Below are 19,736 nucleotides of genomic sequence, written 5' to 3' on the forward strand. Positions count from 1 at the left end.
CCCCCTGAATTCTGTGCGTTGTCCCTGGTGTGCGGTGCCTAACGTGCGTTCCCCGCAGTCCTGCCACAGGAGCCACACCGCTGCCCTCCCCCGAGGGCGATTTCTTCAATCTAATGCGCGCGCGTATCCGCTGTGACAGAATTCGGGAGAATCAACAAGGGATGTGGGGCATCCCGGGGGATACGCAGGGGGAATTCGCGTGTTTGTGGTGCATGTTTTGCTCATCGGGATCGTCGCCGCGCTGGCTACCGCGGGTGGTTGGTGGCTGTGGCGCGCTCGGGTCCGTCCGGAGGATCAGGCGCGGCAGGTGTGGCGGATCGCGCCCGCCCCGCACGACTTCTTCACCGCCCCGGAGCCGGTCACCGTGGGTGCTTCGCGCCTGGTCGCTGGCATGGGCGCGTCCGGCTCCGAGGTTTCTGGGGACGGCGCCAACGCCGCCCGCTTCGGCACCGTTTCTCACGCTTCCTCTTCTTCCATTGGGGACGTCAGCACGAGCGCCAGCGCGGTGGCCGGCCCACCGCTGCTGGTACACCAGCAGGACCTGGGCGGGGAGCTGCCCGCCCTGCTCACCGGGAATGTGGGCGCGACCTTCGCCTCGATCCCGGCGGAGTTCAGCGGGCGGGTGCCGTTCGCGGCTGCCGGCGCCGGGGTGGTGGCCTGGCCGGTCGATAGTGCCGCACCGTCCAGCACATCAGGGCCCGAAGACGGTGCGCATTCCCTCAGCAGGGGCAGCGGTGCCAGCGATACCAACGCACAGCAGGAGTTCACCGACCCGGGGCCAACGTTCCGGGCGCTGCCTGCGCCCGGCTGGCTGCTGGGACTGAGTTCTTCGGGTAATCCGGTGCAGATTCAGCTCGTGCCGGGGTCCACCGTTCTTCTGCACGGGGCTGGCTCCGCCGAGCGCCTGCTGGAACGCCTGCCCGCCGACCTGCCCTGGGTTCAGGTTCTGCGCGCCGAGCTGCTCGACGCTCCGAACGGCAAAGCAGAGGCCACAAACACTCAGACCGCTGCCGGGGCTATGCACTCGGCGAAGGGGTCCCAAGGTCAGCCAACTACCGACACCCAGGGGCTCGGCGAGCGCTGGCGGGAGGCCTGGTCGCCGACCGTCTGCCGGGTGGTGTTGGCTTCCTCCACCGAGGAGGCCACTCGCCACGGCATCATCGCGGATCTGGTGATTGATTCCCGTGGCACCGTGAGCCACCGTGGGCGCGAGGTCCGCTTCGATCCGATGCACCTGCCGAGCACCACCTCGCTCGAGCACGCGGAAGCTCCCCGCTAGCGACTCTGGAAAACGCGCCGCGCTATGCCACTATCAGCAAAAGCAATCCGCTAACCGCGAACAATCTTGGATTCGTTTCCCGGAGGGCACTCCCAGCCCACGGGGCTAGGCATACCGAGCTCATCCACCAAAACTCGAAGAGCAGGGTCGGGACAATCCCGCACAGCCGCAGCTGTCTGAGTCTTCCGCCACTTCAGCCGCGCCTCAACCAGCCGATCTTCCCAATCTTTTTTCCTCGGAACTTTCAGCTTGAATTCTTGCCTCAGGGCTTCCAATACGTCTTCCAGGCTTGGGCGGAACCGGTGACCACCCGTAGGAAAGTGAAACCTCGACAAGGCGGGGTACGTCGAGATGAAGTTTTTAACCTTTTTATCGTTACTGGGATTGAGCTTCCTATGCAGCCCCAGAAGATGAGTCATCTCATCCCGATGGGCATGCACGTGGATATGAGAACTGGGGTAGCTCGACTTCCGTCGGTCGTCAACAAACTCATGTACCAGAGCGTCGAGCTTTTCGATTGTTTCCCCTCCCTCGAAGCAACCCCTGCTTCGTCTTTTCCGCGTGCGCTACTCCAGGCCCAACAGCCACCGCAGCTCGGTGATACGCTCCCACTTCGCGAACTCTCGCGGGGTCAGGTTGTAGCTATAGGCTCGGCTTTCGAACTCTGCGAGGTCTCCGCCCACAGAACTCTCCAGCTCGGCCAGCTCCTTCTCAGCAGCAGCCTTAGAGATTGGTTCCAACAGTGGTGCAGACATCATGCCCTCCCTTCAATACTGATAGCCTTCACCGCCAGTATGCCCTCATGTGTGCGAAAAGACAGACAGTTCGCTGCTAGAATCAGCCCGCTAATCTGCTCAGCACGACGCATCCCCAGCCCCACGCCGTCCGAGCCCCCTACAGCTCGCGCACCGCCCGGGTCTCCGCGGCCCGCGCCGCCAGTTCCGAGGCGTCCGGGTAGTCCACGCCCACCAGGTTCAACCCCTCCGCCGGAGCCACCGGCACCTGCGAACTACGCTCATCCATCTCCAGCAGCTCGGCGGTGAAACCCTCCGGGCGCTTGCCCTCCCCCACCGTCAGGCAGGCCCCCACAATCGAGCGCACCATCGACCAGCAAAACGCATCCGCCACCACGTGCGCCTCATAAGTCTGCGGCTCCGAGGGCGTCGACACATCCTTCCAGGTGAACTCCTGCAGCTCACGGATCGTCGTCGCCCCCTCACGAGCCTTGCAGTAGGCCGCGAAGTTATTCAGCCCCACCAGGGCATCCGCCGCGATCTGCACCTTCTCCAGGTCCACCGGCCGGCGCCATCGAGCGGTGTCCCGCACGCGCCGTGGCAGCGGCCCGCCCGGGGCCGTGCACACCCGATACACGTAGTGCCGCCGCAATGCAGAAAACCGTGCGTCGAAGCCTTCCGGAGCAGCCACCGCCGCGTTCAGGCGAATATCCTCCGGCAGCATCCGGCAGAGCCGCCGCACCAGATCCTCCGGCCGGGCCAGGCTGCGCTGCGTAAACGCCTCCGCCGGAATATCCGCGTGGCAGACCTGCCCATCGGCGTGCACGCCGGCATCCGTCCGCCCCGCCACGGTCAACTCCACAGGCGTGCGGCACACCAGCGAGAGCTTTTCCTCCAGCTCCCCCTGCACGGTCCGCAAGCCCCCCTTCTGCGCTGCCCATCCGTGGAAATCCGTCCCGTCGTAGGAGACGTCCATCCGCACCCGAACGGTCTCCCCGCCAGCGTCCGCGGCGTCGTTGACGACGTCACCCACCGCACCGTTAGCAGCGACGTCGACGTCCGCCCCCGTCACCTTCGTCCCAGTGCCAGTCGTCCCAGCCCCAGTCGTCGCGCCCCCCGCTGCCCCAGTTTCCGTTGAACTCATGCCCCAAACCTACCCGGCGGGATACGTGCCTCCGAAACCCCGCCACCCACGCCTGCTCCCCGGCCGCGCCTGCTCCCCAAACCCGGCTAACCGCACCAGCCAGGCAATCCACGCCAGCCAAGCAACCCCGCCAATAGCAAAAGCCGGGCACCACGCTCGTGCGTAGTACCCGGCTCCCCGGCAGGCCCTCACGGAACCCACCGGCTGGAGAGATCGAAGGATCACCTCAGCGGAGAATTACTTCTCCTCTGCGGCCTCGTCCTTCTCCTCAGCAGCCTTCTTCTCCTCGGCCTTCTTGGATGCAGCAGCGCGGGTTGCACGCTCTGCCTCCTTGGAAGCCAGCTCCTCGGTCACCAGGGAGATCTGGGACATCGGAGCGTTGTCGCCCTTACGGTTCTCCAGCTTGATGATGCGGGTGTAACCGCCCTCACGGCCTTCGAACTTCGGGGCCAGCTCGGTGAACAGGTGGGACACGACGTCCTTGTTCGGGATGAGCTTCAGAACGTTGCGACGATCAGCCAGGGTGCCGTTCTTGGCCTTGGTGATGATCTTCTCAGCGTAGGGACGCAGGAGCTTCGCCTTGGCGTCCGTGGTTTTGATTGCGCCGTTCTCGAACAGCTGGGCTGCGAGATTGGACAGGATCTTCTTCTGGTGGGAAGCAGATCCGCCCAGACGGGCGCCCTTCTTAGGGGTTGGCATGTCTTCTCCTCGAGTGGGTTAAAAGCTTTGAGCGCTTAAGTGCGATTTACTCCGCGATGTCTTCGCCCTCGGTCTCGACCCACTCACCGGTCTCGGCGTCGTAGCCTTCGATGTCGGAGAGGTCGAAACCTTCTGGGGAGTCCTTGAGTGCCAGGCCCAAGCCAGCCAGCTTGACCTTGACCTCGTTGATGGACTTCTGGCCGAAGTTCCGGATGTCCAGCAGATCGGACTCGGTGCGAGCAGCCAGCTCACCAACGGTGTGGATCTCTTCCCGCTTCAGGCAGTTGTAGCTGCGCACGGAGAAGTCCAGGTCCTCAATCGGCATGTTGTATGCGGCGATGTGCTCGGATTCCTGGGGGGACGGGCCGATTTCGATGCCCTCCGCCTCGATGTTGAGCTCCTGTGCCAGGCCGAAGAGCTCGACCAGGGTCTTGCCGGCGGACGCCATGGCGTCGCGCGCGGACATGGAGCTCTTGGTCTCCACGTCGAGGATCAGCTTGTCGAAGTCCGTGCGCTGCTCGACACGGGTTGCCTCGACCTTGTAGCTGACCTTCAGGACCGGGGAGTAGATCTGGTCGACAGGGATGCGACCGATCTCATCGGTGGAGGTGGCGGCTGGGACGTAGCCACGGCCGCGCTCAACGACCAGCTCGATATCCAGCTTGCCCTGCTCGTTGAGGGTGGCGATGTGCAGGTCCTTGTTGTGGACCTCCACGCCAGCTGGGGTCTCGATGTCTGCGCCGGTGACCGCTCCTGGGCCTTCCTTGCGCAAGTACATGGTGACCGGCTCATCGAAGTCGCTCGACAGGACGAGGGCCTTGATGTTCAGGATGATGTCGGAGACATCCTCCTTCACACCCGGGACGGTGGTGAACTCGTGGAGCACACCATCGATCCGCAGGGAGGTCACGGCTGCACCTGGGATGGAGGACAGCAGGGTGCGGCGCAGGGAGTTGCCGAGGGTGTAGCCGAAGCCCGGCTCAAGCGGCTCGATGACGAACCGGGAGCGGGAGTCGTCGATAAACTCCTCGGACAGCTCTGGACGCTGGGAAATCAGCATGTGTTACTTCTCCTTGTCGGCGACCGCTATTTGACGCCGGTAGCAGGATTGCCGTGCACCGTGGTGGTAGACGGCGGGGAGTAAATGTCTGTTTTTCAGATCGATGTCGCGGACTACTTGGAGTAGTACTCGACGATGAGCTGCTCCTGCAGCGGGATGTCGATCTGAGCGCGCTCGGGCAGCTGGTGCACGAGGATGCGCAGGGTGGACGGAACGACCTGCAGCCACGCCGGAACGTTGGCGTCGACCAGGTTGTCCTGTGCCTCATCGAACCACAGCATGGAGCGGGAACGATCGCGGACATCGATGATGTCGTACTGGGAGACACGGAAGGACGGAACGTTGATCTTCTTACCGTTGACGGTGAAGTGACCGTGGGAGACCAGCTGACGTGCCTGGCGGCGGGTGCGTGCCAGACCAGCGCGGTAGATCACGTTGTCGAGGCGAGCCTCCAGCAGGATGACCAGGTTGTCACCGGTCTTGCCCGGCATTGCGTTGGCCTCTGCGTAGTAACGGCGGAACTGCTTCTCCATGACGCCGTAGGTGAAGCGAGCCTTCTGCTTCTCCTGCAGCTGGATCAGGTACTCCGACTCCTTGATGCGAGCGCGGCCAGCCTGACCCGGTGGGTACGGGCGGCGCTCGAAGGAACGGTCGCCACCGACGAGGTCGACGCGGAGGCGACGGGACTTACGGGTAACTGGGCCGGTATAACGAGCCATTGTTTATCCCTTAACCTTTCTTTTCTTAGACGCGACGACGCTTCGGTGGGCGGCAGCCGTTGTGCGGCTGTGGGGTGACGTCGGCGATGGTGCCGACCTCAAGCCCAGCGGTGGACAGGGAGCGGATTGCGGTCTCGCGACCAGAGCCCGGTCCCTTGACGAAAACGTCGACCTTCTTCATGCCGTGCTCCATTGCCTTGCGGGCAGCGGACTCGGCAGCCATCTGTGCGGCGAAAGGCGTGGACTTGCGGGAGCCCTTGAAGCCAACCTGGCCGGAGGATGCCCACGAGATGACGTGGCCCTTCGGGTCCGTGATGGACACGATGGTGTTGTTGAAGGTGGACTTGATGTATGCGTGACCCTGGGTCACGTTCTTCTTGACTACGCGACGGCCGCGGCGGGCGCGCGTAGCGGTGCTCTTCGGTGCAGCCATTACTTCTTCTTTCCTGCGATCGTCTTCTTCGGGCCCTTACGGGTACGAGCGTTGGTCTTGGTGCGCTGGCCACGGACTGGCAGGCCACGGCGGTGGCGCAGTCCCTGGTAGGAACCAATCTCGATCTTGCGACGGATGTCGGCCTGGATTTCGCGGCGGAGGTCACCCTCAACCTTCCAGTTGTTTTCGATCACGTCACGCAGAGCTGCGAGCTGCTCGTCGCTCAGGTCCTTGGAACGCAGGTCCGGGGAGATGCCGGTCTTTTCCAGCAGCTTCTTGGATCGGGCTGGGCCGATTCCGAAGATGTAGGTCAGTGCGACCTCCATGCGCTTTTCGCGTGGCAGGTCTACACCAGCAAGGCGTGCCATATGGCATTATCCTTCCGGTTTTACGGCGGTTTTCTCCGTACTCATCCCGGTGGTCTGCTTCCTTCTTTTGACGACGTCACCCGCAATCGGGCGGGTCGTTGTTCAAGAGGTTCAGCAGCGGGCTCCGGCCGCCGCGGCCAGAGGTAGGCAACCTCACCCACATGGCCACGTGTTGCGCGGCCGTGCCGCATGTGACCATGGGCGGGTGAGATTTGGATGTACGAAGGCTGACAGAGTTTTTTACTTGTAGCGGTAAACGATACGACCGCGAGAGAGGTCGTATGGAGAAAGCTCGACTACAACGCGGTCCTCAGGAAGGATGCGGATGTAGTGCTGGCGCATCTTGCCAGAGATGTGTGCGAGCACCTTGTGCCCGTTATCCAGCTCGACTCGGAACATTGCATTCGGCAGGGGCTCGACGATGCGGCCCTCAACCTCAATGGCACCTTCTTTGGCCATATCCTCCACATTTCCCCGATGAACATGCTGGTCATCGGCTATTTGTGCGTGTATCGCTACGATGGTGCGGCCTTCTTGGCTCCCCATTTTTGGGGTGCGTCACCTGCACCATCGGTCTATCGTACACGTGACCTGGGGCTTTAACAACTGCAGGCCAGGGGCGGAGGAGCCCGGTGGATTAGTGGCGCGGGGTGAGGATGCGCGGGCCGCCGGCGGTGGCGGCGACGGTGTGCTCCCAGTGGGAGGAGTAGCTGCCGTCAACGGTGACCACTCCCCAATCGTCGTCGAGGACGGCGGTGTCGATGGTGCCGAGGGAAAGCATCGGCTCGATCGCGAGCACGGAACCTTCCTGGATGACCGGGCCGCGGCCCGGGCGGCCCTCGTTGGCGAGGTACGGATCCTCGTGCATGCTGCGGCCAATACCGTGGCCACCGTAGCCGTCGATGATGTGCAGCGGCACGCCGAACTTATCCTCGGCCTTGCGGGTCGCGACTTCGAGGGCGTGGGAGACGTCGGTGAGGTGATTGCCCGGGCGCATTGCCTTGAGCCCCTCCATGAGGACCCACTCGGTGGCCTGGTTGAGCAGCTCGTGTTCGCGGGCGAGCTCGCCGATGCCGAAGGTCCAGGCGGAGTCCCCCACCCAGCCGTCGAGGGTGGCGCCGCAGTCGATGGAGACGAGGTCGCCTTCCTTGAGGACCACGTCTGCCGCCGGGATGCCGTGGACGACCATGTCGTTGACGGAGCTGCAGATGGAGCCCGGGAAGCCCTGGTAGCCGAGGAAGGCTGGCGTGGCGCCGGCCTCGCGGATAGTGGCCTCAGCAACCTCGTCGAGGTCGAGGGTGCTCACCCCGGGCTTTGCGGCGGCCTTCACGGCCTGCAGGGTCCGGCCCACGACCTCGCCTGCGGCCTGCATGGCGTCCAGTTCCGCGGGTGTCTTCGCGGCGATCTTCTTGCTCTTCTTTCGGAAAGCCACCGAAAGCCTCCTTCTTCTTGTGTTGTCGCAGCCCACATTGGTGAGCCAAAAGTTAAACCCGCCCACCGGTGACGTCCGGAAGATGGGCGGGAAAAACGGGCCACTGGGCCCTACCGTCAGCGGTCACCGCGCGTTGTGGCGGCGACGCTTCCTGGCGTTTACTTGTCCAGGGCGCAGAGGGTGGCCTCGGAGATGTCCTCCACGGAGCCCTCGGCGTCGATGTTGAGGATGCGGCCCTGGTAGTAGTCGATCAGCGGTGCGGTCTCCTCGCGGTAGACCTGCAGGCGGGTGCGGATCGTGGACTCGTTGTCGTCGTTACGGCCACGGGAGAGCATGCGCTCCACCACGACGTCCTCGGAGACCTGGTAGTTGATGACCGCGTCCAGCTTTAGGTCCTTCTCCTTGAGCATCTCCTCGAGCAGGTCGGCCTGCTCGATGGTGCGCGGGAAGCCGTCCAGCAGGAAGCCGTTGGCGGCGTCGCTCTCGTCGAGGCGGGCGCGGACCATGTTCGCGGTGACCTCGGTCGGGACCAGCTTGCCGGCGTCCATGTACTCCTGAGCCTGCTTGCCAAGCTCGGTGCCCTGGGAAATGTTCGCGCGGAACAGGTCGCCCGTGGAGATGTGCGGGATGTTCAGTGCGTCGGAGAGCAGCTGGGCCTGGGTGCCCTTGCCGGCACCGGGAGGGCCGAGGAGAACTAGTCTCATTTGAGGAATCCTTCGTAGTTAGCTTGCATCATTTGCGATTCGATCTGCTTGACCGTGGTCAGGGCCACGGACACGAGAATCAGAACCGCGGTACCACCGAACGGCATGCCGCCGCCGGAGGCCTGGGACGTGTCCACTCCCAAGTTAATGAGAATGTTGGGCAGCACCGCAATGATACCCAAGTACAGGGAGCCCACGACCAGAAGGCGGTTCATCACGTAGCCGAGGTACTCGGCGGTCGGGCGGCCCGGACGGATGCCCGGGATGAAGCCACCGTACTTCTTCATGTTGTCCGCCTGGTCGTACGGGTCGTACTGGACGGAGACGTAGAAGAAGGAGAAGAAGATGATCAGCGCGAGGTAAACCAGGATGTACTGCCATGCCGCTGGGTTCTGCAGGACGGTCATGACGTTGCGGTTCCACCAGTTGTTCGCGACGTCCTCGCCGGCTGCGGCACCGGACTGGATGATCTGGGTGATCAGGATCGGGACGGTCAGCAGGGAGGACGCGAAGATCACCGGGATCACGCCGGCCTGGTTGACCTTGAGCGGCAGGTAGGTGGAGGTCTCGCCGTACTGGCGGCGGCCGATCATGCGCTTGGCGTACTGCACCGGGATGCGGCGCTGGCCCTGCTCGACGAAGACCACGCCGACGATGAGCAGCAGCAGCCCGAAGACCACAGCACCAAAGACGAATCCACCGGAGTTGGAGAGGATGGACACACCCTCCCCCGGCAGGGTGGTTGCGATACCCGCCATGATGAGCAGGGACATGCCGTTGCCCACGCCGCGGTCGGTGATCAGCTCGCCGAGCCACATCACGAGCACCGCACCGGAGGTCATGACGAGGACCATGACGATCAGACCGAAGATGCCGACATCATCCTTGAGGACCGGGATGCCCTCGCCAAGCAGCTGCTCGCGATCCGCCAGGGCGACGATACCTGCGGACTGCAGCAGGGCCAGCGCGACGGTGAGATAACGGGTATATTCCGTCATCTTCGCCTGCCCGGTTTGACCCTCCTTCTTGAGCTGCTCGAACTTCGGGATCACGACGGTGAGCAGCTGCACGATAATCGACGCCGTAATGTACGGCATGATGCCGATCGCGAAGATCGAGAGTTGCAGCAGCGCACCGCCGGAGAAAAGGTTGATCAGCGAGTAGACCGCGGAGGACTCGGTGAGCTCCGAGATCTGCTTGGTGATGCTTGCGTAGTCGACGCCCGGCGTTGGGATCTGCGAGCCGATGCGGTACAGGATGATCATCGCAAGAGTGAAAAGGATCTTCTTGCGGAGATCAACGTTTTTGAACGCCCCGGTGATGGCGGACAAACTGGCCTCCTGTGTTGGTGGGCCCGCACTGTGGTGGCCGCGCGAAGACTCGCGGGGCCGGTGCCGCAGGGCGTGCGCCGTGGGATTGAAGTCTTTAGTAGCAAAGTAGCAGCCGGTGCGGACACGGGGTTCTGTGGCCGTGCTGCCGGTTGCTTATTATGCCACCCCTAAGCGTTTCCGGATGAGGCTCGCCTAGGCAGATAACCAAACCAGAGTAACAGTTTGGCTGGTGGTTTAGAAAGTTTCCGGCCTACTACCCGCGCAGGTCATGGAAAGCAGAAAACCCCGCCGGTGCGGGATGCACCATGCGGGGTCTTGTTATGCCGCTACCGGGCGAGGAAAGCCCCCCGCTGGGTTGCGTTATTCAGGTTTAAGCCTCCGTGACGGAGCCGCCTGCCTTCTCGATCTTCTCCTTAGCGGAGCCCGAGAACTTCTGTGCGGTGACGTTCAGCTTGACGCTGATCTCGCCGTTGCCCAGCACCTTGACCGGCTGCTTAGCGCGGACCAGGCCAGCTGCGACGAGGTCGGCAACTGCGACGTCGCCGCCGTTCGGGAAGGCCTTCTCGAGGTCGGAGACGTTCACGACCTGGAAGATGACCTTGTTGTTGTTCTTGAATCCCTTGAGCTTCGGCAGACGCATCTGCAGTGGCATCTGGCCACCCTCAAAGTATGCAGGAACCTTGTTGCGGGCCTTGGTGCCCTTCGTACCACGACCAGCGGTCTTACCCTTGGATGCTTCACCACGACCGACGCGGGTCTTGGCCTTGTTTGCACCCTTGGCCGGACGGAGGTCGTGGAGCTTGATTGGATCGCTCATTTTTACTCCCCTGCCACTTCTTCGACCTCGACCAGGTGGCGAACGGTGTGGACCATGCCGCGGGTGACAGAGTTGTCCTCGCGGATGACCTCCTGACCGATGCGCTTCAGGCCGAGGGAACGCAGCGTGTCACGCTGGTTCTGTTTCTTACCAACAGTGCCCTTGATCTGACGGATCTTCAGTGCCATGGGTTATGCCCCCTGTCCTGCAGCACGGGCGCGCAGCATGGCTGCCGGAGCAACCTCTTCGAGGCTCTTGCCACGCCGTGCGGCGACCTCTTCTGGGCGCACGAGCTCCTTGAGGCCGGCCACCGTTGCGTGAACAACGTTGATGGCGTTCGGCGAGCCGAGCGACTTGCAGAGAATGTCCTGGATGCCAGCGGCCTCCAGCACCGGACGGGCTGCGCCACCGGCGATAACACCGGTACCTGGTGCAGCCGGACGCAGCATGACGACGCCTGCTGCGGCCTCGCCCTGCACCGGGTGGGTGATGGTGCCGTTGATCATCGGGACGCGGAAGAAGTTCTTGCGAGCTTCCTCGGCACCCTTCTGGATAGCAGCCGGGACTTCCTTGGCCTTGCCGTAGCCGACACCGACCATGCCCTGGCCGTCACCCACGATCACCAGAGCGGTGAAGCTGAAGCGACGACCACCCTTGACGACCTTGGACACACGGTTGATGGTGACGACGCGCTCGATGTACTGGTTGCGCTCGTCCTGCTGGTTGTTGCGACGATCGTTACGGCCACCGCGCTCGTTGCGGCCGCCGCGCTCGTTGCGATCGTTGCGGGTGTTATCGGCGGAGCGTCCGCCGTTACGGTCACGTTCCGACATCACGCGTTCCTTCCGTTGGAGTTCATGGTGTTGGTGGTCATTAGAACTTCAGACCACCTTCGCGGGCGGCGTCTGCCAGAGCGGCGACGCGGCCGTGGTACTGGTAGCCAGCGCGGTCGAAGACGACTGCCTCGATGCCAGCTTCCTTCGCACGCTGTGCGATCAGTTCGCCAACCTTGGCGCCACGTGCCTTCTTGTCGCCCTCGACTCCACGGACCTCTGCTTCGAGGGTGGACGCAGCGCACAGGGTGTGACCGACGGTGTCGTCGATGATCTGTGCGTGCATGTGGCGAGAAGAACGGTGCACGACGAGACGCGGGGTCTCTGGGGTGCCCTGGATGGTCTTGCGGATGCGGTTGTGACGGCGGGAGCGCGCAACGCGACGGCGAGTGGAGATGTCCTTGCCCAGCGGGAGGCGCTTGCCAGCCTTGTTGGAATCGTTGTTGCTCATTACTTACCCGTCTTTCCGACCTTGCGACGGACCTGCTCGCCCTCGTAGCGGATGCCCTTACCCTTGTATGGGTCATCCTTGCGCAGGCCACGAATGTTGGCGGCGATCTGTCCGACCTTCTGCTTGTCGATGCCAGAGATGGAGAACTTGGTGTTTCCGTCCACGGCGAAGGTGATACCTTCGTCAGCCTTGATCAGGATTGGGTGGGAGTAGCCCAGGGAGAACTCGAGGTCCTTGCCTTTGAGCTGCACACGGTAACCAACGCCGAAGATCTCCATCTTCGTGGTGTACCCCTCGGTCACGCCAACAACCATGTTGTTGACGAGGGAGCGGGAAAGGCCGTGCAGGGAGCGGTTCTTGCGGTGATCGTCCGGGCGGGAGATGACGATCTCGTCGCCTTCCTGTGCCACTGCGATCGGTGCTGGGATGTCAGAGCTGAGGGTGCCCTTCGGGCCCTTGACCTCAACGTTCTGACCGTTGATGGTGACGGTGACGCCAGAAGGGACGGACACCGGAGCGAAGCCGATACGAGACATGCTTGGTTCCTCCTTCTATTACCAGACGTAGGCGAGCACTTCGCCGCCGACGCCCTTGTTCGAGGCCTCACGGTCAGTCAGCAGGCCGTGGGACGTGGAGATGATTGCCACGCCCAGGCCACCGAGAACCTTTGGCAGATTGGTGGACTTGGTGTACACACGCAGGCCTGGCTTGGAGACGCGGCGGACACCGGCGAGAGAGCGCTCGCGGGTCGGGCCGTACTTGAGGGTGATCTCAAGCTCCTTGCCTGCCTTGCCATCCTTGCGGTCGTTGACGGCAAAGTCTTCGATGTAACCTTCCTGCTTCAGGATCTCAGCAATGTGAGCCTTGAGCTTGGAGGAAGGCATCGTGACGCTGTCGTGGAACGCGTTGGAAGCGTTCCGCACGCGGGACAACATGTCCGCGATCGGGTCAGTCATGGTCATGGTTTAGGTGACCTTTACCTTTCTCGTTGCGGTTCCCGTTCCCACCCTTTTCGCGTGCACCGCGACTCGCTGGCGACTAACGCACTTCCAAGCCCAATAGCTTGGGGCGCTCGCTACCAAGATGTGTCCGCGGCCGCTATGGGCAGGGGGCCTACAACAAAGTGGATGTTTTCTTACTAGCTCTTGTTGACTGTGTGAGCAGATCTGCGCACGTCAAGTGTGCTGTGGGCACACTTTTCCCGCAACAAGACTCAACAAGCTTAGCAACCTGCGCATTTATTGCCAAGCCGGTGCCTGTTGGTCCCGCTAGCATCCATTCCGACCGTCATGTTCCAGGAATGGAAAACTGACGCCAAACCCGCGGCGCCGGTATACCAGTCGCCGCGGCCATCCCCCCTCGGCTTTTCCGCCGGACCCCTTTCTGCGGGGCTCGGTCCGCTGGGCCCTTTCTGTTGGGCTCGTTTCGCTAGATCTTTTCCGCTAGGCCTCGATACCGATCTTCTTGCCGTCGCGGCGCCACACCACCGCCACGGCCGGGCGCGGCACCGAGTTACCGCCATCGGGCCAGTGGGAGGCGGGCTTTTCGAAGGTGGCGTCGTCGTCCTCGCCTGGGTGCTGGACGTTCACCATGACGCGCTCGTCCGTAACAATCGGGCCACAGGTCTCCGCAGCCACCGGGACGGTGAGGAAGCAGCGGGTCTCGCCGCGGTTCTCGCCCTTCAGCCCGACCGCGTAGAGGCCGTCGTTGCTGTCCAGGGCGTTGCCGTCGGTGGAGATCCACAGGTTGCCGTGGGAATCGAAGGCCAGGTTGTCCGGGCAGGAGATCGGGGAAACCTTGGACTTATCGAAGCCGCCGAAGTAGGTCTCTGCCTCTTCTGGGTCGCCACAGACCAGCAGCAGGTTCCAGGTGAACTTCTCCCCCGCGTGCTCGTCGTCGATCTCCATGACCAGGCCGTTCTTGTTTTCCCGGATCGGGGCGTACTCCGTCGGGTCCTCCTGGTTCTTCTCGGCGTTCTCGCCGGTGGCGCCGCGGTACTTGTTGTTGGTCAGGGCGACGTAGACCAGGCCGGTGTGCGGGTTGGCTTCGAAGTCCTCCGGGCGGTCCATCTTGGTCGCGCCGACCTTGTCCGCAGCCATGCGGGTGTAGACGGCGACCTCCTCCGGGGTGAAGCCCTCGACGTGGGACTTCGCGCCGTCCGCGGTGACGGTCAGCAGCTTCTTCCACTGGCCGGTGCCGTCGAACTTGCCGTCCTCTGGCAGCTCGCCGTCGCCGGTGATTTCCTTGTCTGGGGAGTTGCCCTTCAGGGTGGCGACGTAGAGGGTGCCCTCGTCGAGGATGGTCATGTTGTGCTTCATGTCCCCCTCCTTGATCTTCTTGGAGGAGACGAACTTATAGATGTATTCGAAGCGGGAGTCGTCGCCGGAGTAGCAGACGACGGTGCCGTCGTCGGTGACGTAGATGTTGCCGGCCTCGTGCTTGAAGCGGCCCATGGAGGTGTGCTTGACCGGGGTGGAGTACGGGTCGGTCGGGTCGACCTCGACCATCCAGCCGAAGCGGTGGAACTCGTTGGGCTCCTTGGAAAGGTCGAAGCGGTCGTGGAGGCGCTCCCACTTGCGCTCGGAGGCGCCCTCCGGGGGATCAAAGCGCTTGATGTCTTCCTTGGCCTTGCCCTCGACCTGTGCCTTGTCGGCGTTGGCCCAGTACTGCTCGAAGTTCTCCTCGCCGGAGAGGAAGGTGCCCCACGGGGTGATGCCGCCGGAGCAGTTGTTCAGGGTGCCGCGGACCTTTTTGCCGCTCGGATCGGCCTTGGTCTTGACCAGCTCGTGGCCGGCGGCCACGCCGCGCATCTCGAAGTTGGTCTCACCGGTGATGCGGCGGTTCAGCGGGCCGAACTCGCGCTTGAGCTCGCCCGTCTTGCCAACCTTGGAGACCTCGAGGATGGTGTGGCCGTGGTTGGCCAGGCCGATGTTGATCTGCTCATCGGTCGGGTTCTCGGCATCGTAGCGCGGGAACATGTGTGGCTCGGTGGTGTACTCGTGGGAGCACACGTACAGCAGGCGGTTCGGGTCCTTCGGGTGCTCCAGCAGGCCGGCGAAGTCGTTGTTGAAGCCGAACTGGCGCTCCGCGGCCTTGGCGGTCTGCTTGTACGGGTCGAACTTCGGGGCGTCCGGGAAGATTGGGTCACCCCAGGCGATCAGTACGCCGGAGGCGTAGCCTGCCGGGACCACGAGTTCGTCCTTCTCGTTGGCGGCCACTGGCTCGAATTGCATGCCCTTCAGCGGGCCGGGAGCCTTGCCACCTTCGGAAGAGCCGGAGGACTGGGCGGTGCTGCCGTCCGCGCAGGCCGCCAGCGCCGTTCCGCCGCCGATGGTCAGCGCTGCCAGGCCGGCACCGCGCAGAACGCTGCGGCGGGAGATGTCCCCGAAGTATGGGTTCGAGGAGGTGTTTCCGCACTCGCCGAAGCATGCGTTACCGCACTTGTAGGTACAGGTGCGGGATGAGCGACGAGATTGGAACAGCAGGTTCATACCCTTGATAGCCACGTAATTGTCCTTCTTGTTGTGGGTCTTGCGAGCAACAAGATAGGCAATCGAAGTGACCTTCAAGGGAGGCGAGGGTGAACCCGCCGTGAATTGTCTCCAGCTCCAGGCGCGAGCCCTCCCCTACGGGATGGAGTGCGCCCTGGTTGATCCACGCCGGAGCCTACGCAGCCTTAGTTTTCAGCCTTGAGCGCCCGCTTTTCTGCGCGCTTCTCAGCCTTCTTGATCTTCCGCTTCGTGTTCAGCTTGCTTGCACCGTCGGAGGCGTCCATGGCGACGAGTCCGGCGCCGATCGCCACGAGGAAGACGTTCGGGGAGAGCTGCAGGCCCTCCTCGGTCGGGCGGATCCCGTCCTCCTGGGTCATGTTCGGGTTGCGGAAGTACATCGTGAGCAGCCCGGCACCGAAGGTGGTCAGGGCAGCGCCCGCGAGCTTGTTGGAGACGAAGGGCGCGAGCAGTGCCCCGCCGACGGCGAGCTCTGCGCCACCGAGGATATTGGCAAACTGGTCGCTGGGCAGCTTCTTCAGGGCAGGGACGCCAGTGGCGGCGAACTGCTGGAGGCCAGCGGACTTAGCTGGCTCAGCGCCGAACTTCTCGATGGCAGAGTTGACGATGTAGGCGCCCGGGACGGAACGCAGGATCGCGCTAGGCAGGAAAGACATATTTTCTCCTTTGTTTCTTCTCCGCACCTCCGGCACGCAAGCACCGGGATGCCAATAAATGCAGAATGATCCCCAGCCTAGCGACGAACCAAACCGCTGTCGATGATGTATCACCTTATTTCCCGCGCCCTCGCCCCTCACCCGCTCCCCTACATGGCAAAAGCGCCCCACCGTAACCGGTGGGGCGCTGTCACAGAGCTACAGAAGACTAGACACTAGTCAGCCTGCTGCATCTTGCCGTCCTTGTCCTTGAACGGGAAGCCGAGGCGACGCAACAGTGCGCGACCCTCTTCGTCGTTCGTAGCAGTGGTGACGACGGTGATGTTCATACCGCGCGGACGGTCCATCTTGTCCACGTCGATCTCGTAGAACATGGTCTGCTCGGAGAGGCCGAAGGTGTAGTTGCCGTGGCCGTCGAACTGGCGGTCGGAGAGGCCGCGGAAGTCACGAATACGCGGCAGCGCGATCGTAAGCAGGCGGTCCAGGAACTCCCACATGCGGTCGCCACGCAGGGTGACGCGGGCGCCGATTGGCATGCCCTCGCGCAGCTTGAAGTTAGCGATTGCCTTCTTCGCGGTGCGGACCTGCGGCTTCTGACCGGTGATTGCGGTCAGGTCAGCGATTGCGCCGTTGATCATCTTGGAGTCACGTGCAGCGTCGCCGACGCCCATGTTGACGACAACCTTGGTCACGCCTGGGATCTGCATGACGTTATCGAAGTTGAACTCAGCCTGCAGCTTTTCCCGGATTTCCTCACGGTACTGAGCCTTCAGACGAGGAGTGTAGTTGTCGCTCATCCTTAGATGTCCTTCCCGTTGCGCTTGGATACGCGGATCTTCTTGCCGTCTTCGAAGCGGTAACCAATGCGGGTCGGGTTGCCGTCGGAGTCGATGACCATCACGTTGGAGACGTGGATCGGTGCCTCCTGGGTCACGATGCCGCCGGACTCTGCGCCACGCTCAGGGGCGGAGTTGGCTACGTGCTTCTTGATGCGGTTGACGCCCTCGACGAGAACCTTGTCGCGCTTCGGGTAGGCCTCGATGACCTTGCCCTTAGCGCCCTTGTCCGGGCCGGAGATAACAATGACGGTATCGCCCTTGCGGATCTTCATTTACAGCACCTCCGGAGCAAGAGAAACGATCTTCATGAACTTCTTCTCGCGAAGCTCACGAGCGACTGGGCCGAAGATACGGGTACCACGTGGGTCGTTATCGTTGGCCTTGATGATGACGGCTGCGTTCTCATCGAAAGAGATGTAGGAACCGTCTGGGCGGCGGGTTGGCTTCTTGGCGCGGACGATGACTGCACGCACGATTTCGTTTTCCTTGACGGTGCCGCCTGGGGCTGCTTCCTTGACGGTTGCAACCACGACATCGCCAATGCCAGCGCTGCGCTTGACGGAGCCGCCGAGCACGCGGATGACCAGGATTTCCCGGGCACCCGAGTTGTCAGCTACTCGCACGCGCGATTCTTGCTGAAGCACTTTAGAGTCTCCTAGAACCTAGTAGTTGGTGTGCGCGGGATTTCCGACCCTCACGCACGCGGTCCTTGCCTCGGTTATTGCGCGCACGACAAAGCGTGCCCGCGCGAGGCAACCTGCACATTATGGCACAGGCTGGCTGGCCTCCCAAATCCTGGGAAGCGAGATGCTATGGGCTACTTGATTCTGGCGGCCATGGACTGTGATTTACAGCACTTTGAAGCGCCATTTTCGGGGAGATTCTCAAGCGCATGCTGAAGTTTTACCAACGAACTGCACGGAGCGTCGAAAGGACCTAAAAGTAGAGATGCTTTTTATCATCTTTCGCTTATACCTTCCTGCGTACGCGCTGGACGTGGTCGAAAATTCTTCGCCCGGGTTCGTGATGGCACCGGGGAACCGGTGAAACATGAGAATTCAGCGCCGGATCGCTTTCAAACTTCATTGACACAATCGGTCCTGGAAATCAGGGGCCGGGAAGGATTCTTCATGAAGAAGACCATCATCGCGCTCGCAGCTGCTTCCCCCGTCGCTCTGTCCCACGGCGTCGCCGTCGCTGAGGAGGGCAACACCAACCAGTCTTCCGTCGAGCAGAACACTAACGGCTCCTCCGAGCTGAAGAACCAGCTGACCGGCTCCTCCGAGAAGAGCAAGGAGGAGAACAAGGACCAGAACCAGGAGACCGAGGGCGACAAGGACGGGAACACCACCAACCCAGACGAGAAGGAAGCTACGGGCTCTTCCAAGTTCTTCGGCTGGGACGAGACCACCAAGGGCCTCGACAAGCTGATCGCGGTTGGCGCTGCTGTTGCGGCTGTCGTGTCCCTGCTGGGCTCCATCTCCGCTCTCTTCGCGAACATCGAGAAGCTCGCCAAGCGGTTCACCAAGTAAATGCTGGCGCTCTGCCCGGCTAAGCGCCCGGCCTGAACCCCAGCGGAGCCCGAGGATCACCCTCGGGCCCCGCTTTTTCTTGCCTGTGTTTCAGCCACACCGCGCACCTCTCCCCCGCACAGCTATCGCGAGGAGCAGATCTGCCCGCCCCCCTTTCGAACTGAAGGTAGGTAAGGGTAAGCTAATTCCCACCATGAATACTGCCGCCCCGTCGCCCACGAAGCTCACGCCCAGCTCCCGCCAGCAGGCCGCGTTCTCCGATCACAGCCTGCTCACCCCGCCGCAGTTCGGAGGGCACGAGCTCTTCCGCGCCACCGTCCGCGCAGTGTTCGCACCGTCGCCCCGGCTGCGCCGCATCACACTGCACTCTCCCGCCTTTGCGACGCACCAACTCTCCGGCCCGGATGAGTTCTTCGGGCTGCTCATGCCACAACCCGGCGCGCCACTGCACCTCCCGCAGCACCCAGGCGGCGAAAATCTGCGCGCCGCCGTCGCCGCGATACCCAAACAGATCCGGCCAAACCTGCGCTGGTACACCGTGCGCCGTTTCGACCCTCAGGAGGGCGAGCTCACCTTCGACATCGTGACCCACGGCATCACTCAACAGAACCTCGACACCGATGGGCAAGTGGGCCCGGGCCTGCGGTGGTGCCTCTCCGCCCAGCCAGGTTCGGAAGTAGGCATCTGGACCGCCCAGGGGCTATGGCACCGCGCTAACTCGGCACAGACTCTCATTGCGGACCCCTCCGCGCTGCCGTCCCTGCGCGCGATCCTGGAGTACACAGCAGCCTTCGCACCAGAACAGCTACAGGAGATGCACGTGATTGCGGTCGCGGAAAACTCCGAGGACATTGAGCCGAAGTTATTCTCGGAATGGCAGGGCAGGCTCGGCAGCCTTGAGCTCCTATTTTCCCCGGCCACCGAATTCGCCACGCACACCGCGCGCCTACTCGAGCGCATAGATTCTCTCGAGCACCCCGCCCGCCTCGCCCACTACGTCTGGGTTGCCGGCGAAGGCAGTCTCTGCAAGCAGGTGCGCCGCCACTGCGTGAACACGTGGCAGCTCAGCCCCGCCGAGGTGCAGTGGTGCCCGTATTGGTTCCTCGGCAAAGCCCGCCCTTAGGGGCCGCTACTGATCGGCAGCGATCGGAGCGCGCGGCCGCCGCATACTTTGAGCCCCCGGCAGGCGTCGAGGC

The 19,736-nt window shown here is 62.8% G+C and carries 25 protein-coding genes; 3 read left to right on the forward strand and 22 right to left on the reverse strand.

From position 1 onward, the window contains the following. The first annotated feature begins 205 nt into the window (after positions 1 to 205). A complete protein-coding gene (locus Q1V78_RS03105; protein WP_300611507.1) occupies positions 206 to 1,279 on the forward strand; it encodes a hypothetical protein in 1,074 nt (357 codons plus the stop codon). Between the two features lie 566 nt (positions 1,280 to 1,845). On the opposite strand, the gene Q1V78_RS03110 is transcribed toward Q1V78_RS03105, so the two are convergent. From Q1V78_RS03110 to rplN, 22 genes are all read right to left on the reverse strand, one after another. Continuing rightward, positions 1,846 to 2,037, reverse strand: coding sequence for a hypothetical protein (locus tag Q1V78_RS03110; RefSeq protein WP_300611509.1), 192 nt, complete (start codon positions 2,035 to 2,037; stop codon positions 1,846 to 1,848). Between the two features lie 136 nt (positions 2,038 to 2,173). Continuing rightward, a complete protein-coding gene (gene truA / locus Q1V78_RS03115; RefSeq protein ID WP_300611511.1) occupies positions 2,174 to 3,157 on the reverse strand; it encodes a tRNA pseudouridine(38-40) synthase TruA in 984 nt (327 codons plus the stop codon). Between the two features lie 237 nt (positions 3,158 to 3,394). Next, positions 3,395 to 3,856, reverse strand: a complete 462-nt coding sequence (gene rplQ, locus Q1V78_RS03120) for a 50S ribosomal protein L17 (RefSeq protein ID WP_300611513.1) — start codon at positions 3,854 to 3,856, stop codon at positions 3,395 to 3,397. A gap of 46 nt (positions 3,857 to 3,902) precedes the next feature. Further along, positions 3,903 to 4,916: a DNA-directed RNA polymerase subunit alpha gene (locus tag Q1V78_RS03125; protein WP_300611515.1), complete on the reverse strand. Its 1,014-nt coding sequence runs from the start codon at positions 4,914 to 4,916 to the stop codon at positions 3,903 to 3,905. Positions 4,917 to 5,029: 113 nt separating this feature from the next. Further along, positions 5,030 to 5,635 carry a 30S ribosomal protein S4 gene (rpsD, locus tag Q1V78_RS03130; protein WP_012359613.1) on the reverse strand — a complete coding sequence of 202 codons (606 nt, stop codon included), beginning with the start codon at positions 5,633 to 5,635 and terminating at the stop codon, positions 5,030 to 5,032. Between the two features lie 25 nt (positions 5,636 to 5,660). After that, positions 5,661 to 6,068, reverse strand: a complete 408-nt coding sequence (gene rpsK, locus Q1V78_RS03135; protein WP_070761542.1) for a 30S ribosomal protein S11 — start codon at positions 6,066 to 6,068, stop codon at positions 5,661 to 5,663. Beyond that, positions 6,068 to 6,436 (reverse strand): 30S ribosomal protein S13, encoded by a 369-nt coding sequence (gene rpsM, locus Q1V78_RS03140; protein ID WP_300611520.1) that lies wholly within the window; start codon positions 6,434 to 6,436, stop codon positions 6,068 to 6,070. Before rpsM ends, rpsK begins: the two co-directional genes overlap by 1 nt. 240 nt (positions 6,437 to 6,676) lie before the next feature. Next, positions 6,677 to 6,895, reverse strand: coding sequence for a translation initiation factor IF-1 (infA, locus tag Q1V78_RS03145; RefSeq protein ID WP_018018723.1), 219 nt, complete (start codon positions 6,893 to 6,895; stop codon positions 6,677 to 6,679). A 178-nt stretch (positions 6,896 to 7,073) separates the two neighbouring features. Next, positions 7,074 to 7,868, reverse strand: coding sequence for a type I methionyl aminopeptidase (gene map / locus Q1V78_RS03150; RefSeq protein WP_300611526.1), 795 nt, complete (start codon positions 7,866 to 7,868; stop codon positions 7,074 to 7,076). Between the two features lie 158 nt (positions 7,869 to 8,026). Next, on the reverse strand, positions 8,027 to 8,572 hold the full coding sequence (locus Q1V78_RS03155; protein ID WP_300611528.1) for an adenylate kinase: 546 nt from the start codon (positions 8,570 to 8,572) through the stop codon (positions 8,027 to 8,029). Continuing rightward, entirely contained in the window at positions 8,569 to 9,903 is a 1,335-nt protein-coding gene (secY, locus tag Q1V78_RS03160) for a preprotein translocase subunit SecY (RefSeq protein ID WP_300611530.1), read from the reverse strand. Before secY ends, Q1V78_RS03155 begins: the two co-directional genes overlap by 4 nt. Before the next feature lie 370 nt (positions 9,904 to 10,273). After that, positions 10,274 to 10,720 (reverse strand): 50S ribosomal protein L15, encoded by a 447-nt coding sequence (gene rplO / locus Q1V78_RS03165; protein WP_012359606.1) that lies wholly within the window; start codon positions 10,718 to 10,720, stop codon positions 10,274 to 10,276. A gap of 2 nt (positions 10,721 to 10,722) precedes the next feature. Then, positions 10,723 to 10,908: a 50S ribosomal protein L30 gene (gene rpmD / locus Q1V78_RS03170; RefSeq protein ID WP_070644714.1), complete on the reverse strand. Its 186-nt coding sequence runs from the start codon at positions 10,906 to 10,908 to the stop codon at positions 10,723 to 10,725. Between the two features lie 3 nt (positions 10,909 to 10,911). Next, positions 10,912 to 11,553, reverse strand: a complete 642-nt coding sequence (rpsE, locus tag Q1V78_RS03175) for a 30S ribosomal protein S5 (protein WP_300611535.1) — start codon at positions 11,551 to 11,553, stop codon at positions 10,912 to 10,914. Positions 11,554 to 11,593: 40 nt separating this feature from the next. Further along, positions 11,594 to 12,004: a 50S ribosomal protein L18 gene (rplR, locus tag Q1V78_RS03180; protein ID WP_012359603.1), complete on the reverse strand. Its 411-nt coding sequence runs from the start codon at positions 12,002 to 12,004 to the stop codon at positions 11,594 to 11,596. Beyond that, positions 12,004 to 12,540 carry a 50S ribosomal protein L6 gene (gene rplF / locus Q1V78_RS03185; RefSeq protein ID WP_300611539.1) on the reverse strand — a complete coding sequence of 179 codons (537 nt, stop codon included), beginning with the start codon at positions 12,538 to 12,540 and terminating at the stop codon, positions 12,004 to 12,006. Before rplF ends, rplR begins: the two co-directional genes overlap by 1 nt. An 18-nt stretch (positions 12,541 to 12,558) precedes the next feature. Then, positions 12,559 to 12,966 (reverse strand): 30S ribosomal protein S8, encoded by a 408-nt coding sequence (gene rpsH, locus Q1V78_RS03190; RefSeq protein WP_300611541.1) that lies wholly within the window; start codon positions 12,964 to 12,966, stop codon positions 12,559 to 12,561. A gap of 480 nt (positions 12,967 to 13,446) precedes the next feature. Beyond that, positions 13,447 to 15,510 carry a PhoX family phosphatase gene (locus Q1V78_RS03195; RefSeq protein ID WP_300611626.1) on the reverse strand — a complete coding sequence of 688 codons (2,064 nt, stop codon included), beginning with the start codon at positions 15,508 to 15,510 and terminating at the stop codon, positions 13,447 to 13,449. A 170-nt stretch (positions 15,511 to 15,680) separates the two neighbouring features. Beyond that, positions 15,681 to 16,169 (reverse strand): hypothetical protein, encoded by a 489-nt coding sequence (locus Q1V78_RS03200; protein WP_300611544.1) that lies wholly within the window; start codon positions 16,167 to 16,169, stop codon positions 15,681 to 15,683. Between the two features lie 215 nt (positions 16,170 to 16,384). Then, positions 16,385 to 16,966, reverse strand: a complete 582-nt coding sequence (gene rplE, locus Q1V78_RS03205; protein WP_012359598.1) for a 50S ribosomal protein L5 — start codon at positions 16,964 to 16,966, stop codon at positions 16,385 to 16,387. Positions 16,967 to 16,968: 2 nt separating this feature from the next. Then, entirely contained in the window at positions 16,969 to 17,280 is a 312-nt protein-coding gene (gene rplX, locus Q1V78_RS03210) for a 50S ribosomal protein L24 (RefSeq protein WP_012359597.1), read from the reverse strand. Then, positions 17,281 to 17,652, reverse strand: a complete 372-nt coding sequence (gene rplN / locus Q1V78_RS03215; RefSeq protein WP_300611548.1) for a 50S ribosomal protein L14 — start codon at positions 17,650 to 17,652, stop codon at positions 17,281 to 17,283. 486 nt (positions 17,653 to 18,138) lie between these two features. On the opposite strand from rplN, the gene Q1V78_RS03220 reads away from it, so the two are divergent. Together Q1V78_RS03220 and Q1V78_RS03225 are read left to right on the forward strand one after the other, a co-directional pair. Beyond that, positions 18,139 to 18,540, forward strand: coding sequence for a hypothetical protein (locus tag Q1V78_RS03220; RefSeq protein ID WP_300611550.1), 402 nt, complete (start codon positions 18,139 to 18,141; stop codon positions 18,538 to 18,540). 193 nt (positions 18,541 to 18,733) lie between these two features. Next, positions 18,734 to 19,663, forward strand: coding sequence for a siderophore-interacting protein (locus Q1V78_RS03225; RefSeq protein ID WP_300611552.1), 930 nt, complete (start codon positions 18,734 to 18,736; stop codon positions 19,661 to 19,663). Positions 19,664 to 19,736: the final 73 nt, after the last annotated feature.

This window comes from Corynebacterium sp., assembly GCF_030152825.1.
Taxonomy (GTDB): Bacteria; Actinomycetota; Actinomycetes; order Mycobacteriales; family Mycobacteriaceae; genus Corynebacterium.

Bases quoted from the DNA above. Each gene is read 5' to 3' on its own strand.
- Q1V78_RS03110 (WP_300611509.1), bottom strand. From the start codon at position 2,037: ATGATGTCTGCACCACTGTTGGAACCAATCTCTAAGGCTGCTGCTGAG.
- truA (WP_300611511.1), bottom strand. From the start codon at position 3,157: ATGAGTTCAACGGAAACTGGGGCAGCGGGGGGCGCGACGACTGGGGCT.
- rplQ (WP_300611513.1), bottom strand. From the start codon at position 3,856: ATGCCAACCCCTAAGAAGGGCGCCCGTCTGGGCGGATCTGCTTCCCAC.
- Q1V78_RS03125 (WP_300611515.1), bottom strand. From the start codon at position 4,916: ATGCTGATTTCCCAGCGTCCAGAGCTGTCCGAGGAGTTTATCGACGAC.
- rpsD (WP_012359613.1), bottom strand. From the start codon at position 5,635: ATGGCTCGTTATACCGGCCCAGTTACCCGTAAGTCCCGTCGCCTCCGC.
- rpsK (WP_070761542.1), bottom strand. From the start codon at position 6,068: ATGGCTGCACCGAAGAGCACCGCTACGCGCGCCCGCCGCGGCCGTCGC.
- rpsM (WP_300611520.1), bottom strand. From the start codon at position 6,436: ATGGCACGCCTTGCTGGTGTAGACCTGCCACGCGAAAAGCGCATGGAG.
- infA (WP_018018723.1), bottom strand. From the start codon at position 6,895: ATGGCCAAAGAAGGTGCCATTGAGGTTGAGGGCCGCATCGTCGAGCCC.
- Q1V78_RS03155 (WP_300611528.1), bottom strand. From the start codon at position 8,572: ATGAGACTAGTTCTCCTCGGCCCTCCCGGTGCCGGCAAGGGCACCCAG.
- rplO (WP_012359606.1), bottom strand. From the start codon at position 10,720: ATGAGCGATCCAATCAAGCTCCACGACCTCCGTCCGGCCAAGGGTGCA.
- rpmD (WP_070644714.1), bottom strand. From the start codon at position 10,908: ATGGCACTGAAGATCCGTCAGATCAAGGGCACTGTTGGTAAGAAACAG.
- rpsE (WP_300611535.1), bottom strand. From the start codon at position 11,553: ATGTCGGAACGTGACCGTAACGGCGGACGCTCCGCCGATAACACCCGC.
- rplR (WP_012359603.1), bottom strand. From the start codon at position 12,004: ATGAGCAACAACGATTCCAACAAGGCTGGCAAGCGCCTCCCGCTGGGC.
- rplF (WP_300611539.1), bottom strand. From the start codon at position 12,540: ATGTCTCGTATCGGCTTCGCTCCGGTGTCCGTCCCTTCTGGCGTCACC.
- rpsH (WP_300611541.1), bottom strand. From the start codon at position 12,966: ATGACCATGACTGACCCGATCGCGGACATGTTGTCCCGCGTGCGGAAC.
- Q1V78_RS03200 (WP_300611544.1), bottom strand. From the start codon at position 16,169: ATGTCTTTCCTGCCTAGCGCGATCCTGCGTTCCGTCCCGGGCGCCTAC.
- rplE (WP_012359598.1), bottom strand. From the start codon at position 16,966: ATGAGCGACAACTACACTCCTCGTCTGAAGGCTCAGTACCGTGAGGAA.
- rplX (WP_012359597.1), bottom strand. From the start codon at position 17,280: ATGAAGATCCGCAAGGGCGATACCGTCATTGTTATCTCCGGCCCGGAC.
- Q1V78_RS03220 (WP_300611550.1), top strand. From the start codon at position 18,139: ATGAAGAAGACCATCATCGCGCTCGCAGCTGCTTCCCCCGTCGCTCTG.
- Q1V78_RS03225 (WP_300611552.1), top strand. From the start codon at position 18,734: ATGAATACTGCCGCCCCGTCGCCCACGAAGCTCACGCCCAGCTCCCGC.